This is a genomic window from Faecalimonas sp., assembly GCA_029264305.1.
Classification (GTDB): Bacteria; Bacillota; Clostridia; order Lachnospirales; family Lachnospiraceae; genus Faecalimonas.
Map to the genome: position 1 here is coordinate 1 of JARICA010000020.1, position 17,167 is coordinate 17,167.

The 17,167-nt window shown below is 34.3% G+C and carries 16 protein-coding genes and 1 other RNA gene; 16 read left to right on the forward strand and 1 reads right to left on the reverse strand.

The annotated features are described in order from the left end of the window. Window positions 1-278: 278 nt before the first annotated feature. The 10 genes from ACY2U7_RS06735 to glmM all read left to right on the forward strand — a co-directional run bounded on the left by ACY2U7_RS06735 (window position 279) and on the right by glmM (window position 10,687). Entirely contained in the window at window positions 279-761 is a 483-nt protein-coding gene (locus tag ACY2U7_RS06735; RefSeq protein WP_461811987.1) for an RNA polymerase sigma factor, read from the forward strand. Then, window positions 748-1,725: a DUF4825 domain-containing protein gene (locus tag ACY2U7_RS06740; protein ID WP_461816098.1), complete on the forward strand. Its 978-nt coding sequence runs from the start codon at window positions 748-750 to the stop codon at window positions 1,723-1,725. Before ACY2U7_RS06735 ends, ACY2U7_RS06740 begins: the two co-directional genes overlap by 14 nt. A gap of 35 nt (window positions 1,726-1,760) precedes the next feature. Further along, entirely contained in the window at window positions 1,761-2,570 is an 810-nt protein-coding gene (locus ACY2U7_RS06745) for an SDR family NAD(P)-dependent oxidoreductase (protein ID WP_461811985.1), read from the forward strand. Window positions 2,571-2,594: 24 nt separating this feature from the next. Next, entirely contained in the window at window positions 2,595-3,365 is a 771-nt protein-coding gene (locus ACY2U7_RS06750) for an AIM24 family protein (protein ID WP_461811984.1), read from the forward strand. A 174-nt stretch (window positions 3,366-3,539) separates the two neighbouring features. After that, window positions 3,540-5,168 carry an LCP family glycopolymer transferase gene (locus tag ACY2U7_RS06755; protein ID WP_461811983.1) on the forward strand — a complete coding sequence of 543 codons (1,629 nt, stop codon included), beginning with the start codon at window positions 3,540-3,542 and terminating at the stop codon, window positions 5,166-5,168. Between the two features lie 68 nt (window positions 5,169-5,236). Beyond that, the gene (gene greA, locus ACY2U7_RS06760; RefSeq protein WP_461816099.1) at window positions 5,237-5,740 is read left to right on the forward strand and encodes a transcription elongation factor GreA; all 504 of its coding nucleotides are present in this window, start codon (window positions 5,237-5,239) and stop codon (window positions 5,738-5,740) included. Between the two features lie 123 nt (window positions 5,741-5,863). Beyond that, entirely contained in the window at window positions 5,864-6,577 is a 714-nt protein-coding gene (locus tag ACY2U7_RS06765) for an IMP cyclohydrolase (RefSeq protein ID WP_461811981.1), read from the forward strand. A gap of 10 nt (window positions 6,578-6,587) precedes the next feature. Continuing rightward, entirely contained in the window at window positions 6,588-7,763 is a 1,176-nt protein-coding gene (locus tag ACY2U7_RS06770; RefSeq protein ID WP_461811980.1) for a phosphoribosylaminoimidazolecarboxamide formyltransferase, read from the forward strand. Between the two features lie 81 nt (window positions 7,764-7,844). Further along, entirely contained in the window at window positions 7,845-9,215 is a 1,371-nt protein-coding gene (pepV, locus tag ACY2U7_RS06775) for a dipeptidase PepV (protein ID WP_461816100.1), read from the forward strand. A 125-nt stretch (window positions 9,216-9,340) separates the two neighbouring features. Beyond that, on the forward strand, window positions 9,341-10,687 hold the full coding sequence (glmM, locus tag ACY2U7_RS06780; RefSeq protein WP_461816101.1) for a phosphoglucosamine mutase: 1,347 nt from the start codon (window positions 9,341-9,343) through the stop codon (window positions 10,685-10,687). Window positions 10,688-11,195: 508 nt separating this feature from the next. Here glmM and ACY2U7_RS06785 read toward each other — a convergent pair. After that, the gene (locus ACY2U7_RS06785) at window positions 11,196-12,038 is read right to left on the reverse strand and encodes a YitT family protein (RefSeq protein WP_461811991.1); all 843 of its coding nucleotides are present in this window, start codon (window positions 12,036-12,038) and stop codon (window positions 11,196-11,198) included. Window positions 12,039-12,163: 125 nt separating this feature from the next. Here ACY2U7_RS06785 and eno point away from each other — a divergent pair, with 125 nt between their 5' ends. From eno to ssrA, 6 genes are all read left to right on the forward strand, one after another. Continuing rightward, window positions 12,164-13,459, forward strand: coding sequence for a phosphopyruvate hydratase (gene eno, locus ACY2U7_RS06790; RefSeq protein WP_461816102.1), 1,296 nt, complete (start codon window positions 12,164-12,166; stop codon window positions 13,457-13,459). A gap of 51 nt (window positions 13,460-13,510) precedes the next feature. Beyond that, on the forward strand, window positions 13,511-13,753 hold the full coding sequence (secG, locus tag ACY2U7_RS06795) for a preprotein translocase subunit SecG (RefSeq protein ID WP_009461371.1): 243 nt from the start codon (window positions 13,511-13,513) through the stop codon (window positions 13,751-13,753). Window positions 13,754-13,828: 75 nt separating this feature from the next. Then, window positions 13,829-15,955, forward strand: a complete 2,127-nt coding sequence (rnr, locus tag ACY2U7_RS06800) for a ribonuclease R (protein ID WP_461811976.1) — start codon at window positions 13,829-13,831, stop codon at window positions 15,953-15,955. 6 nt (window positions 15,956-15,961) lie between these two features. Next, a complete protein-coding gene (gene smpB / locus ACY2U7_RS06805; protein ID WP_461811975.1) occupies window positions 15,962-16,429 on the forward strand; it encodes an SsrA-binding protein SmpB in 468 nt (155 codons plus the stop codon). Window positions 16,430-16,437: 8 nt separating this feature from the next. Beyond that, window positions 16,438-16,671: a hypothetical protein gene (locus ACY2U7_RS06810; protein WP_461811974.1), complete on the forward strand. Its 234-nt coding sequence runs from the start codon at window positions 16,438-16,440 to the stop codon at window positions 16,669-16,671. A gap of 54 nt (window positions 16,672-16,725) precedes the next feature. Further along, window positions 16,726-17,072, forward strand: a transfer-messenger RNA (tmRNA) gene (gene ssrA / locus ACY2U7_RS06815). Window positions 17,073-17,167 lie beyond the last annotated feature (95 nt).

Genomic DNA, 17,167 nt, shown 5'->3' on the forward strand with positions numbered 1-17,167 from the left:
TCCTTTTGCATTTACTGAGGTGTTCTGCGGAGTAATGAGAAGCTCTGCGTTTGTAACGTGTTTGCAACACTACATTCCAAGAATCCAGTAAAATCAGGCCTTTCAAGTTACCAAAACGTTAATTTCATTATCGAAAAGAGAATACAAAAAGTATACAAAACCTCAGAAACCTTGTGTTTCTGGGGTTTTTCTTTACCCTAAAATATTTTTCAGTAAATCTGTAACGAATTCTTGCCAAAATACATTGATCTTATAGAATAAAGAAAGGAGGAGAAAAAATGGAACCTATTGAGCAGATTTATCGGAAATATGCAGATACCGTATTTCGATTTATATTTTCTAAAACGCAAGATTATCATATCGCCGAAGAAGTTACACAGGAAACTTTTTATCAAGCAGTGCGAAGTATTTCAAAATATGATGGAAAGTGTAAAATTTCTACATGGCTATGTGCAATTGCAAAAAATCAATTATATACATACTATCGTAAAAATCCACAAATGGAAGAAATGGGTTGTGATAATAGTTCTGTCCGCTCTGCAGAAGAGGAAGTTCTAGATAAGGAGAATCGAACACAAATGCTTAAGATACTACATAATTGTTCTGAACCATATCGAGAAGTTCTATATTTGAGAATTTTAGGTGGACTTTCATTTAAACAAATAGGAGATATACTAGGTAGAAGTGAAAATTGGGCTAGAATAACTTTTTATAGAGGAAAGGAAAAAATAAGAGAGGAGTTATTAAATGATGAAAAATAAATTACCATGTGGTGTTATAGAAGATTTGTTACCATTATACGTAGAACAACTAACAAGTGATTGTACAAAAGAAATGATAGAAGGACATATAGAAACATGTACAAAATGTCGTGAGAAATTGGAAAGAATGCAGAAACCTTCTATGTACGAAAAAAACGATGAAGAAGAGATGGAAATTGATTTTCTAAAAAAGACTAAAAAAGGATACAGAAAAAAGATTGGAATATCCATGATATCGGTATTGGCTTTATGTATATTAGTATTTTTAGGAAAAACTTTCATTGTAGGGGAAAAAGTCTCACCAGAATTGATTGTGAATCATATCGATGTAAAAAATAATGAAATTACAGTACAAGCGACTTCGATAGTGGAAGACATACAAATTAAAAATATTGGTTTTAAAGAAAAAGATGGAATATTAGAATTAACGTATAGAGGTGTACCCTCAATGAGAACAGATACAACGCTCCCATATGAAAAAACATATTCTGCAAAAGGAAAGATAAAAGAGATTAAAGTGGGTAATCGTATTGTTTGGCATAATGAGAAAAAAATTTCCAAGTTGACATCAGATGTATTTAATAGTCGTCATGATTACATTGGAGATCCTAGTAAAAACGCAAAAACAATGGAGGCACTAGGTGTGGGAGAGGTGCTCGGGACATATGAAAATGAGTTGCAGACGAAAAAAGAACCTTATGGTTGGAAAATTACTTTAAAAGAGCCAATACAACCGAATGAAAAGACTATGAAGATTGAGAAAATGAAAGCGTATTCGTGTGTGTTGTTAGGAGTAATTCGAAACTTGGGTGAGATTACATTTGAATATTCTAATTTGGGGAAACAAGAAACAATGACTATAACAGCAGAGGAAGCTACAAATTATTTTGGAAAAAATATAAAAATAGTAGGAACAGAAATTGAAGAATTAGAAGCATTAGTGGATTTCTATACGTTACTATGATATAATAATAAAATAAAAGTAGGAGGTAAAATGAAATGGGACGTTTTAGTGATAAGATTATGTTAGTAACAGGAGCAACCTCAGGAATCGGAAGAGCAGTAGCTATTCGTGGAGCAAAGGAAGGAGCTACGATTATTGCAGTAGGACGCAATGAAGAAAGAGGAAATGCTGTAGTAGAAGCGATTACAAAAGAAGATGGAAAAGCAATCTTTAAGAAATGTGATGTTAGCGATAAAGAAGCAGTGAAAAACCTTTTTGAAGAAATAAAAGAAGAGTTTGGTAAACTTGATGTTGCCGTAAACAATGCTGGAATTGTAGGAGCATCTAAAACAGTAGAAGAACTTGAAGATGATGATTGGTCTAAAGTTATCGATGCCAACTTGAATTCTTGTTTTTATTGTTGTCGTGAAGAAGTAAAATTAATGAAAGAAAACGGTGGAGCAATTGTAAATATATCAAGTGTTGCAGGAATGAGAGGATTTCCTTCTGCGGCAGCATATGTTGCAAGTAAACATGCTGTAAGTGGTTTAACAAAAGCAGTGGCAGTAGATTATGCAACAAAAGGAATTAGATGTAATGCGATTTGCCCTGCTGGAACAGATACACCTTTGACAGAAAGAAGTTCTGCAGACATTAAAACAAGAATGGCAGAGATTGCAGCCCAAGGAAAAGATCCTATGGAATGGCTTAAAAACTCAATGCTTTCAGGAAAAACTGAAACATTACAGAAACGTAATGCAACACCAGAAGAGCAAGCTGCAACAATTTTATATTTTGCAAGTGATGAAGCAAAACATATTACAGGTTCAATTATAGCTAGTGATGGAGGATTTACTACATATTAGAATAGATTGAACGGAGGAAAAAGTATGTATAAAATTTCAAATTTTACAAATAATGATGATGTTAAAATATTAAATACACTTGGACCATTTACAGTTGTTGAATATCGGAGAGATTTAAGTGTTTCTCCAGATGATGCACAAAAAGCATATTTTTGTAATGAAATGAATGTTCGTAGACGTCAGGTTATTTGTGAATTAAGCAAAGCAAATATCACTTTGCAAGCTGGAGCGATGCAATGGATGGTTGGTGATGTGAATGCTACAACAGGGTTAAAAGGAGTAGGAGATTTAATTGGAAAAGCAGTTCGTGGAAAAGTAAGTGGTGAATCTGCAATTAAACCTGAATATAGAGGAAGTGGAACACTTGTCCTTGAACCAACTTACAAACATATTTTACTTCTTGATTTGGCAGAATGGAACAATTCTATTGTCTTAGATGACGGCTTATTTTTAGCATGCGATGCACAGTTAAAACATAAAGTAGTGATGAGATCTAATTTATCATCTGCAGTTGCAGGGAATGAGGGGTTATTTAACCTTGGAATTGTGGGAGATGGAGTAGTGTGTCTTGAAACACCTTGTCCATGGGAAGAGTTGATTGAAATTACTTTGCAGGATGATGTGTTAAAAGTAGATGGAAACATGGCGATTGCATGGAGTGGAAGTCTTGATTTTACTGTAGAACGTTCGGGAAAAACCTTAGCAGGTTCAGCGGTATCAGGTGAAGGGTTAGTAAATGTTTATCGTGGAACAGGAAAAGTTTTATTAGCACCACTAGAAAAAGAGCTTATTTAGTATAGGGATATAAAATCTATTTCTTTAGCCACATATGAAGGAAAAGCCTTTATATGTGGCTAAAATTTGATATAAAAAACTTGAGTTTTTTCTTAGTATGTACTAATATAGTAAAGTATTGTAGGACGTAACTAGTAATAAGTAAATTCTTGAGTATACAAGAAGGGAGTACAAATGAAAAAAAAGGGTATGAGTCCTAAAGAAAGGCGAGAGTATGAGCGTCTGCAGGAACGAAAGAAAAGACAAATGGAGAAGCGATATGCAAAGTCAATGGGTTGGGATAATCCAGCCAAGTCGGTTTCGGAAAAAGGGAGAGTTCCGAATCCGGATAAGAAACAGGAAAAGAAAGGAAGAAATATTTTAGGAAAAATATTACTTTTCCTACAAGTGTTGGCTTCTGTTGCTTTTGTGGGAATGTTGTTTTTATCAAATATTATACCACTTAAGTATATAATTGTGACTATAGTAATCTTATTGCTTTTGTGGAGTATAGGTCTTGTGTCACAGATAAAAAGAAAAAAGCGTGGTACGATTGGGAAGTTATATATTCTCCTTATAACAGGATGTCTTGTGGCAGGAACATATCAATTAGGATTTATGACAGGAACATTGGATAAAGTTACTGGGGGAAATTCTAAAGTAGATACAATGGTTGTTGCCGTTTTAGCAAAGGATAAGGCTGAAGATATAGCAGATGTAAGTGATTATACATTTGGTGTTCAGTATAAGTTAGATAAAGGAGATGTGAAAGATACAGTTTCCCACATTAATAAAGAATTAGATACAAAGATTAAAACAAAAGAATATAAAAATGTAAATGAACAGGCAAAAGCTTTACATGATGGTGAAGTGAAAGCAATTATTTATAATGAGGGATATAAGGAGATTCTAGAGGAAGAATTTCATGGATATTCTAATAAGGTGAAAATTATTTATCATTATAATATTAAGACAAAATTAGATGATGTTTCTTCTAATATCAAAGTTAAGACAGAACCATTTAATGTGTATGTAAGTGGAATTGATGTATATGGAGAAATTTCTAAAAATAGTCGAAGTGACGTTAACATTATTGCCACAGTGAATCCAAAGACAAGACAAATTTTGCTTGTGACAACTCCAAGAGATTATTATGTAGAAATACCAGGAGTATCTCACGGACAGCGAGATAAATTAACTCATGCAGGAATTTATGGTGTGGATACATCGATTAGAACGTTAAGTGAACTGTATGATACAGAAATTCCATTTTATGCACGAGTAAACTTTACTTCTCTTATTGATATTGTGGATGAACTAGGGGGAGTGGATGTTATGTCTGACTATGCGTTTAAGACAGGAACTGCAGCTGGTACAGTTGTTCGAGTATCAAAAGGTATGAATCATTTTAATGGGAAACAAGCATTGGCTTTTTCAAGAGAAAGACATAATTTACCAGATGGTGATAATCAACGTGGAAAGCATCAGCAAGCTGTTCTTACAGCAATGATTAAAAAAATGATCTCTCCATCTATGCTTATTAAAGCAAATTCGATTATTAATAAGGTAAGTAATGGAGTAGAAACCAATATGTCGCAAGGACAATTACAAACTTTGATCAAAATGCAATTAAATCAAGGTGGGGAATGGAATATTAAGTCTGTTGCAGCAGAAGGAACAGGAGATAAACAAAGATGTTTTTCTTCAGGTTCTATGAGATTATATGTATGTCAGCCAGATGAAGAATCTGTAGAAGGAATCAAACAGTTAATTAGACAAGTGCAAAATGGAGAAACATTGCAAGAAACTGAAATGACACAATAAAATAAAAGCAAAAAACTGGTGAGGATGTTATATTCTCATCAGTTTTTTATAAGAAAGGGGATTGGAAAATGTATAATCAGTTGACTGAAGAAGATATAAAAAAGATGGAAGAAGAAATTGAATATAGAAGATTAGTTGTTCGAAAAGAGGCGCTAGAAGCGTTGAAAGAGGCTAGGGCACACGGAGATTTGAGTGAAAATTTTGAGTATCATGCAGCAAAAAAAGATAAGAATAAAAATGAAAGTAGAATACGTTATTTACAAAGAATGATTAGAACAGCACAAATTGTTGAAGATGATGCAAAAGAAGATGAGGTTGGAATTAATAAGGCGGTAGAAGTGTACTTTGAAGAAGATGATGAATATGAAACATTTAAAGTGGTTACGACGGTGAGAGGAAATTCTATTGATAATCGTATCAGTACAGAATCTCCTATTGGAAAAGCACTTATGGGGCATAAAGAGGGGGATAGAGTATTTGTCAAAGTAAATGAAAATGCAGGATATTATATAGTAATTAAATCTATTCGCAAATTAGAAGATGGGGATAATATTGAAATTCGACAATTCTAGAGGAGTTATTACCTTGTATTATAAAAACTTATTAGTAAAATCTACTAGTAAACAGACTGTATTGTAGGCTATAATAAAGGAAAGAGCTAACCATAACAATCAGTGAGAAAAAGGAGAATATTCATGGAAATGTTATCAATTGAAAAAGAATTACAAGGAAATGCTTATCCAGGACGTGGAATAATTATCGGAAAAACTCCAGATGGCAAGAAAGCGGTAACGGCATATTTCATTATGGGAAGAAGTGAAAATAGTAGAAATCGCGTATTTGTAGAAGAAGGGAGAGGGATTCGTACACAGGCATTTGACCCTTCTAAATTAACAGATCCAAGTTTAATTATCTATGCGCCAGTAAGAGTATTGGGAAATAAGACAATCGTAACAAATGGTGACCAAACAGATACAATTTATGAGGGAATGGATAAACAGTTGACATTTGAACAGTCACTTAGATGCAGAGAATTTGAACCAGATGCACCAAACTATACACCTCGTATTTCAGGTATATTACATATTGAGGACGGAAATTATAGTTATGCGATGTCTATTTTGAAAAGCGACAATGGAAATCCTGAGGCATGTAATCGTTATACATTTGCGTATGAGAATGCAATTGCAGGAGAAGGTCATTTTATTCATACATATAAATGTGATGGAAATCCTCTTCCAAGTTTTGAAGGAGAGCCAAAAAGAGTTGGAATTTTAGATGATATGGAACAATTTACAGAGATGTTATGGAACAGTTTAAATGAAGAAAACAAGGTATCTTTATTCGTGCGTTATATTGATATTGAAACAGGAAAAGAAGAGACAAAGATTGTAAATAAAAACAAATAGGAGAGGACAAATGAAAGAATTAGAATTAAAATATGGTTGTAATCCAAATCAGAAACCTTCAAGAATTTACATGGAAGAAGGAGAACTTCCTATTAAGGTCTTGTGTGGAAAACCAGGATATATTAACTTTTTAGATGCATTTAATGGTTGGCAATTAGTTAAAGAATTAAAAAAGGCTACAGGACTTCCAGCAGCAACTTCTTTCAAACATGTTTCACCTGCTGGAGCAGGGGTAGGACTTCCTCTTGATGATACATTAGCGAAAATCTACTGGGTAGATGATATGGGAGAATTATCGCCACTTGCATGTGCATATGCAAGAGCAAGAGGAGCTGATAGAATGTCTTCTTTTGGAGATTTTATTTCTCTTTCAGATGTATGTGATGTTGCCACTGCAAAATTAATTAAACGCGAAGTTTCAGACGGTGTAATTGCTCCAGGATATGAACCAGAAGCGTTGGAATTATTAATGCAGAAAAAGAAAGGAAATTATGCGATTATAGAGATTGACCCAACTTATGAACCGAATCCAATTGAGCATAAAGAGGTATTTGGAATTACATTTGAACAGGGAAGAAATGAACTTGTTATTGATGACGCATTATTGTCAAATATAGTTACAGAGAATAAAGAAATACCAGAACAGGCAAAGATTGATTTAGCAATTGCATTAATTACATTAAAATATACACAATCAAATTCTGTTTGTTATGCAAAAGATGGACAGGCAATTGGAATTGGTGCAGGACAACAGTCACGTATCCACTGTACACGTCTTGCAGGTCAGAAAGCAGATAATTGGTGGTTACGTCAGTCACCACAAGTTTTAGGACTACAGTTTGTAGATAAAATTGGAAGAGCAGATAGAGATAATGCAATCGACCTTTACATAGGTGATGAATATGAAGACGTATTGGCAGAAGGTACATGGCAGCATATTTTTAAAGTAAAACCAGAAGTATTTACACGAGAAGAAAAACGTGCATGGTTAGATAAAATGACAGATGTTGCATTGGGATCGGATGCCTTCTTCCCATTTGGTGATAATATTGAAAGAGCACATAAAAGTGGTGTGAAATATATTGCACAACCAGGTGGTTCAGTTCGTGATGATAATGTGATTGAAACTTGTAATAAATATAATATGGCAATGGCATTTACGGGAATCCGTTTATTCCATCATTAATTTAGTAGTTATACAGACACTCATAAATTCTCTAAGAATTTATGGGTGTTTTTTAGAAGAATTATTTAAAGGAGAAAGAAAATGGAAAAAGTATTGGAAAAGGCGAGAGAACAGGTAATAGAGGATATTATAGCGTTGTGTTCAATTAATAGTGTGGAGGATAAGGCAAAAGAAGGAATGCCTTTTGGAGAAGGACCAGCAAAAGCACTTCAGTGGGTATTGAAACGTGGAGAAGATATGGGATTTACAAGTGAAAACTTTGATAATTATGCTGGACATATTGATTTTGGAGAAGGAGAGGAAACTTTAGGAATTCTTTGTCATGCTGATGTTGTTCCATGTGGTGAAGGTTGGATATGTGATCCATATAGTCCACAAATTATCGATGGGAGATTATATGGGCGTGGTGTATTAGACAACAAAGGGCCTATGATTGTTTGTTTACATGCTATGCATATTTTAAAAGAAATGCATGTTTCGCTGAAAAAGAAAGTACGTTTAATTATTGGTACAAATGAGGAAACAAACTGGAAGTGTATGGATTATTATTTTGGGAAAAAGAAAGTAGAGTTTCCTCAAATTGCATTTACACCTGATGCGGATTTCCCATTGAAATATGCAGAAAAGGGCTTACTCCAATATTGTTTAAAAATGAAAGTGAAGGAGAAAATTAGTTTACATGGTGGTAATGCTGTGAATTCTGTTCCTGAAAAGGCAAGTGTATGTTTAGATGAGAAATATTTGTCTGAAATTGAACAGAAGAGAGAAAAATGGACAACAAAAAGCGGTTGTACATATGAAATAAAAAGGGAGAATACGCATATTATATTAACAGCTATTGGAAGAGCAGCTCATGGAGCGTGGGTAGAAAATGGAATAAATGCAATTTCGGGATTAATGCTTGCAGTAGAGGAATTGAATGTGGGAGGAGATTTAGAACGAATTGCTTCATTTTACATGAAGTATATCGGATTATGTTTACATGGAGAAAAGTTAGGTTTACAGTTTTCTGATGAAGAATCGGGGAAATTATCGTTTAATGTTGGAATGGTGGAAGTGGAAAATGATGAAGTGAGATTTTCTGTGGATAATCGTGTTCCAGTAACACATAAGTGTGGAGAAGTAATTACACAATTGAAAAAGATTTTGGAAGGAACAGAAATCGAAATAGAAATGTTGGATTGCATAGAAGGGATACATATTGAGAAAAATAGTTTCCTTGTAAAAACTTTAATGCAGGTATATAGAGATATTACTGGGGATATAAAAGCTCAGCCGGAAGTGGACGGAGGGTGCACATATGCCCGTACAATGAAAAATTGTGTAGCTTTTGGAGCATTACTTCCAGAGCAAGAAAATGTGATGCATGAAAAAAATGAATATTTGGAAGTGAGTAAAATTGAAACATGGCTGAAAATTTATTTGGAGGCAATTTATCGATTGGCAAAATAAGTTATACGTATTTCCTGTTTAATCTTTAAAAAAATTCTTGTATATTTTTGCAAAGAAGTATATAATATAAAAAACATAAGAATTGTGCAAAAAAATAGGATAATAATGCAAAAGGAGAATTGATAATGGGGAAATATTTTGGAACAGACGGTTTTAGAGGGGAAGCAAATGTTGTATTAACTGTAGAGCATGCTTTTAAAGTAGGACGTTTTTTAGGTTGGTATTATGGGCAAAATCACAAGGCAAAAGTAGTAATTGGAAAAGATACAAGAAGAAGCAGTTATATGTTTGAAGATGCGCTTTCGGCAGGATTAACTGCATCTGGAGCAGATGTTTATCTTCTTCACGTTACAACAACACCAAGTGTTTCTTATGTGACAAGAACAGAAGATTTTGATTGTGGAATTATGATTTCAGCTAGTCACAATGTTTTTTATGATAATGGAATTAAAGTAATTAACGGAAAAGGACATAAATTAGAAACAGAAGTGGAAGAAAAAGTAGAAGCTTATATCGATGGAACTTTTGGTGAACTTCCATTGGCAACAAGAGAAAATATAGGACGTACAGTAGATTATTCTGCTGGAAGAAACAGATATATTGGACATTTGATTGCAATGGCAACTCGCTCTTTTAAAGAGAAACGAGTAGGATTAGATTGCTCTAATGGAAGTGCTTCATCCATTGCTAAAAGTGTTTTTGATGCACTTGGAGCTAAAACGTATGTGATTCATAGTGAGCCAGACGGAACAAATATTAACAGAAACTGCGGTTCAACTCATATAGAAACATTACAGCAATTTGTAAAAGAGAAAAATTTAGATGTAGGATTTGCTTATGATGGAGATGCAGATAGATGTCTTGCAGTTGACGAGAATGGAAACGTTGTAGATGGAGATTTGATTTTATACGTCTGTGGAAAATATTTAAAAGAACAGGGACGTTTAAATAACGATACGATTGTTACAACAATTATGTCAAATATCGGGTTATATAAGGCTTGTGATAAAGTGGGCATGAAATATGAAAAAACAGCGGTAGGCGATAAATATGTATATGAAAACATGGTACAAAATAATCACTCGTTAGGTGGAGAACAGTCAGGACATATTATTTTTAGTAAATACGCAACTACAGGAGATGGAATTTTAACGTCACTTTTACTCATGGAAGTTATGTTGGAAAAGAAAGAAACGCTCGGAAAACTGACGGAGGAAGTGAAGATTTATCCACAGTTATTGAAAAATGTAAAAGTTTCCGATAAGAAAATAGCAAGAGAAAATCTGGCAGTAGTTCGTGAAGTGGAAAAAGTAGCAGAAGTACTTGGAAGCGATGGACGTATTCTTGTAAGAGAAAGCGGAACAGAACCAGTTATTCGTGTTATGGTGGAAGCTGCTACACATGAACTGTGTGAAGAATATGTAAATCAAGTGATTGATGTGATGGAAAAAGAAGGACTGATAATAGAATAATGATGAAAAAAACAAATAGAATAGATTTTGTGATAGGAAAATTTCCAGTTAGGTGGAAAGTAGATTGTGGTTCGTACTCAGGTAGTGCAACAGCGACAGGTCATACCTAAAGAATGTGAGATGAATATAAATGTTACAGTATATTAACTTAATTGCATCAGTAGTGATAAAATGCTCTATTTTATTTTTTGTTTACTATATGGGAGCAGTAATAAAAAATTTGATAAAAAAACCGGTAAATGCGTATTCATTATCTGAGAGAGAGTATTTACAATGGAAGAAAAATTTATTGATTATATATGGTGGATTGGCTGGTTTGTACTTATTGCTTTTTATATCGGCTATATGCGAAAAGGAGATAGGGATTTATATTACTTTACTAGGAATTATTATTTTATATATTTGTAAGGTCAGAAATAATATAAAATATATAAAATGATTTCGGAATTAATTTTATTAAAAAATAGAGGAGACAATAACTTTATTTAAGTTACTGCCTCCTCTACTTTTATACATAATGGAATCCTTTACCGATAATCTCACTTGTATTGGAAATAAGGATAAATGCTCCCGGTTCCTGCTGTTTGATAAAGTTTCTTAATTTTACCGCCTGTGACCTATTCAGTGCAGTGAAGATGATGTAACGGTCATCTCCAGAAAAAGCGCCTTTGGCAAGACAGGTTGTAGCACTTCGGTTCAATTCGTGAACGATAAAATCACAAATCGGTTCGGGATCACTGCAAACAACATTGAAATATTTACTTAAATTCATACTTTCAATTACATTGTCAATCATCAGTGAACGGACAGCAAGTCCAAGAACAGAGTAAAGTCCAGTTTTAATATCGAAAACGAAGAATCCAAGTAAAGTAATAACAATATCACTTAATAAAAGAGCATTTCCAATATTGAAACTCGTATATTTTTTTACAATCATGGCCAGAATATCTGTTCCACCACTAGATGCGCCCATATTAAATAGTGCTGCTGAAGCGATTGCAGGAAGAGCGATGGCGAAAATTAATTCAAGCATAGGCTGGTCTGTCATTGGTTTTGTCATTGGGAAAAGTCTTTCCAAAGCTGATAAAGCTACTGAAAGAAGAATGCTACAGTAAGCAGTCATAATACCGAAATCTTTTCCTAAGATAAGAAAACCAATTGCGAGAAGCACCATATTCATAATGAAAGTAAAATCACCAGCAGTCATAAATCCGGTTTTAGCAACAAGAACGGCAAGACCTGTAATGCCACCAAAAGTAAAGTTATTTGAGAATTTAAAAAAATAAATTCCCACTGCCATTAAAAGAATACTTCCAGTTAGTAAAGAGAAAGATTTTAATTTTGTTTTCATTTGTATACCCCTTGATGTTTTTTTATTCCTTTTTCTTCTCAAATTGTAACGCTCTGAATATTAATTGTCAACGAATTAGAACATATATCTTGGTAATAATATGATAAGAAAGGGGGAAAAATATAATGTATAGAAATTTACCAATTCGAGATATATATGCACGAGAAATTTTAGATTCAAGAGGAAATCCAACAATTGAGGTGGAAGTTCTTGTGGGAGAAAATATTATAGGAAGAGCATCTGTGCCATCAGGAGCATCAACAGGAAAGTATGAAGCAGTAGAACTTCGTGATGGCGATGAAAGATACAGTGGACTTGGAGTAACAAGAGCAGTTCATCATGTGAATGATGCGATTGCACGAGAAGTTATCGGTGTAAATGTTTTTGAGCAAGAGAAAATCGATGGTATTTTATTAAAAATAGATAGAACAGAAAACAAATCAAATTTAGGAGCAAATGCAATGTTGGGCGTTTCTTTGGCAGTAGCACAGACAGCGGCAAAAGCACTTGATCTTCCTCTTTATAGGTATTTAGGAGGTGTAAATGCCGATCTTATGCCGGTTCCCATGATGAATATTTTAAATGGTGGATGTCATGCAGATAACACTATTGATATTCAAGAATTTATGATTATGCCAATAGGCGCTACTTGTTTTCGAGAAGCATTACAAATGGGAACGGAAGTGTATCATTGTTTGAAAAAAATTTTAAAAGTAGAACAAAAAGAAACTGCTGTAGGAGATGAAGGCGGTTTTGCGCCGAAACTTTCCAGTGCAAAAGAGGCATTATTTTTTATTGTCAAGGCGGTAGAAACTGCCGGGTATAAAGTTGGTAAAGATATTGTGTTTGCATTGGATGTGGCTGCCTCTGAACTTTATAATAAAGAAAAGAATAAATATATCTTTTCCGGAGAAGGAAAAGAATATTCTGGAAAAGAAATGATTGAGTATTATAAGGAACTTTTAACAGAATTCCCAATAGTATCTATAGAAGATCCTTTGGATGAGGAAGATTGGGAAGGATGGAAACTGCTTACAACAAGTCTTGGGAAGGATATACAACTTGTGGGAGATGATTTATTTGTTACAAATACAGATAGATTGGACAAGGGAATTAGAAAATGTATTGCAAATGCTATTTTGATTAAAGTAAATCAGATAGGAACACTTACAGAGGCGATAAAAGCGGTGGAAATGGCAAAAAATGCGGGATATAGGGCAATTATTTCACATCGTTCAGGAGAAACGGAAGATAGCATAATAGCAGACATTGCAGTAGGGTTAAATGCAGGACAGATAAAGACAGGAGCACCATGTCGCTCAGAGCGAACAGCAAAATATAATCAATTATTGAGAATTGAGGAAGAATTGGCAGAAACGGCAAAATATGGGGCTCTTTTCAAAGAAAATCTTGCTATTTGACAGTGTTTGTGATACACTAATCCTAGTGTTATCCGTAGGAGGTGTATTTGAATGGAAATTTTAAAAATGGTAATTACAATTTTATTTGCAATAGACTGTATCGCATTGACAGCAATCGTACTACTTCAGGAAGGTAAATCAGCAGGATTAGGAACAATTAGTGGTGCTGCCGATACTTACTGGGGACAGAATAAAGGACGTTCTATGGAAGGTGCTTTAGTGAAATCAACAAAGTTCTTAGCAATTTTATTTGTTGTGTTAGCAGCAGTTTTGAACTTAAAAGTATTTGCATAAGGTATGATGAACAGATGGAACACTCTATTTAGGTAGGGTGTTCCTTTTATGTTTTATGGGAAAGGAAGTGAAAAAATGAACGACATTTTTGAGAAAAGAAAAAAAATGATATATGATTTTATCTGTGATGAATTTTATGTGCCGATGAAAATAAAAGAGTTTGCGATTTTACTTCAAGTGCCGAAGGAAGAAAGAGGAGAATTGAAGAAGATTTTAGACTCTCTTGAAAAAGAAGGAAAGATAAGGGTTTCCCAAAAAGGAAAATATGTAAAAGGAGAAGCAAAGAGTCTTATTGGAACATATCAAGCACATCAAAGAGGATTTGGTTTTGTAACGGTTGAAGGTGAGGATGAAGATATCTTTATCTCAGAAGAAGATATAAATGGAGCGTTTCATGGAGATAGTGTAGAGGTTGTTATTAAATCTGCTCCAGAAGGCAAAAGAAGAGAGGGAAAGATTACGAAAATTCTTTCTCATGGAACGACAAAGTTGGTAGGATATTTTCAACGTAATAAAAATTTTGGATTTGTTGTGCCAGATAATACAAAATTTTTGAAAGATGTATTTGTACCGCTTGAACGTTCTAAAGGGGCAGTAACAGGTCATAAAGTTGTAGTAGAATTGACATCTTATGGTAAGGAAGGGAAAAAGCCAGAAGGAAAAGTAGTGGAAATTATCGGGCACATCAATGAGCCTGGAACAGATATCATGTCTATTGTGAAAGATTTTGATTTGCCAGTAGAATTTCCAGAGAAAGTGATGCATCAGGCAGAACGTGTAGGAGAAAAAATTATCCCAGCAGATATGGCTGGAAGAATGGATATTCGTAATTGGGATATGGTAACAATTGATGGAGAAGATGCAAAGGATTTAGATGATGCCATTTCCATCAGAAGAGAGGGAGAGAATTATTTGCTTGGTGTGCATATTGCTGATGTGGCAAATTATGTGCAGGAAAAAAGTGCGTTAGATAGAGAAGCGTATAAACGAGGGACAAGTGTATATTTGGCAGATAGAGTTATTCCGATGTTGCCTCATGCACTTTCAAATGGAATATGTTCTTTAAATGAAGGTGAGGATAGACTTGCTCTTAGTTGTATTATGACAATTACTTCTAAAGGAGAAGTGATAGACCATAAAATAGCGGAAACAGTAATTTGTGTAAATAGACGCATGTCTTATACAAGTGTGAAAAAAATCTTGGAAGAAAATGATGAGAAAGAAATTAAGAAGTACGAAGAATTCTATCCGATGTTTAAACTTATGGAGGAACTAGCAGGGATTTTACGTGAAAAACGTAAAAAACGGGGTTCTATTGATTTTGACTTTCCTGAGACGAAAATGGTCTTAGATGAAAATGGAAAACCGCTGGAATTAAAACCTTATGATAGAAATGTAGCAACAAAGATTATTGAAGATTTTATGCTTATTGCCAACGAAACGGTGGCAGAAGATTATTTCTGGCAAGAAATACCATTTGTATACCGTACTCATGAAACTCCAGATGAGGAAAAGATTAAAAAATTAGCGATTTTTATTAATAATTTTGGACATTCTCTTCATATTGCAAATAATGTAGTTCGTCCGAAAGAAGTGCAGAAATTGCTGGCAAAAGTGGAAGGGACTCCAGAAGAAATGTTAATTAGCAGACTAGCACTTCGTTCGATGAAGCAGGCGAAATATACGCCAGAAAATACGGGGCATTTTGGACTTGCAGCACCATACTACTGCCATTTTACTTCTCCAATTAGGCGTTATCCAGATTTACAGATTCATCGCATTATCAAAGAAAATATACGAGGACGCATGAACGCAAATCGTAGAGAACATTATGAAGGAATTTTGGCAGAAGTGGCAAAACATTCTAGTGAAATGGAAAGACGAGCAGAAGAAGCCGAAAGAGAAACGGTAAAATTGAAAAAAGCGGAATATATGGAAGCGCATCTTGGTGAAGTTTTTGAAGGCGTTATTTCAAGCATAACCAAATGGGGAATGTATGTTGAACTTTCCAATACGATAGAAGGACTTGTGCATGTAACAAATATGTATGATGACCACTATAATTATTATGAAGAAAGATATGAGATGGTGGGAGAACATACAAATAAAGTATATAAACTTGGACAGACCGTAAATGTTCGTGTGTTAGATGTAGACAAATTACAAAGAACGATTGATTTTGAACTTGCAGAAGGAGAGTAGAGAGTAATGGGAAAGACAGAGGGAAAATTAATTGCAAATAATAAAAAAGCGTATCATGATTATTTTATTTTAGATACTTATGAAGCAGGAATTTCTCTTCATGGAACGGAAGTGAAATCACTTCGTATGGGAAAATGTAGTATTAAAGAATCCTTTATTCGTATTGAAAATGGAGAAGTATTTATTTACGGTATGCACATTAGTCCATACGAAAAAGGAAATATTTTTAATAAGGATCCACTTCGTGTGAAAAAACTTCTTTTGCATAAAACTGAAATTAACAAACTTCTTGGAAAAACAAAAGAAAAAGGAATGGCAATTGTTCCATTGAAAGTTTATTTTAAAGGAAGTTTGGTGAAAGTAGAAATTGGGCTTGCAAGAGGTAAGAAATTATATGATAAACGTGATGATATCGCCAAGAAAGATCAAAAAAGAGAGGCACAGAGAGAATTTAAAATTCGCAATCTGGGATAGGAGAACAAATGGTACCAATAACAAAAGAAGCATTGAGTAAATTAGTGACAGAAACAACTGTGGAAATTTATGAGGAGTTAACCCCTCAATTAATTCAATTGATTGATCAGACAAAACATAATGATAAATTAACTGAGGCACAGAAACAAGATGAAATTTCTTTGCATATGATGGGATATGTGAAGTCGTGTACAAATGAAATTATGATAGAAGTTTTGGCAGAAATCCTTGGTTTAGAGTAGAGTGAGCCTTGACAACTACAAAGTGCTACATTATAATGAATCTGTAAAAAACCAGGGCTTGTACTGGTTTCGACGGGGGTTCTGAAGTTTGGGAAGCCATCTGCGGGGCGGGACCGCATAACAATCCGCAAATTAAAATTAAACGCAGACGAAAATTTAGCGTACGCTGCCTAGTGGTAGCAGTCGGCCTTAAGTCACTCACTGCTTAAGTAACCGGCTTCAACGAGGTGAGGCACTTCGTTTCCAAAGCTTTGAGGAAATGGAAGAATTAATGAAGCTACTGAAACTGATAGTTCGTCATCAGACGATCAGCAGAGGGAATGTTAAGATGATGACTGTGATGGGAGATGCCTAGATGGATGGGCTTTCGGACAGGGGTTCGATTCCCCTCAGGTCCATTTTTGTAAAAGGATAGAAAATAGAGAGTTTCGACTCTCTATTTTTTTGTTGCAGAATATTCAAGAGTTTTGTATACTCTGTATATAATTAAAGAAAA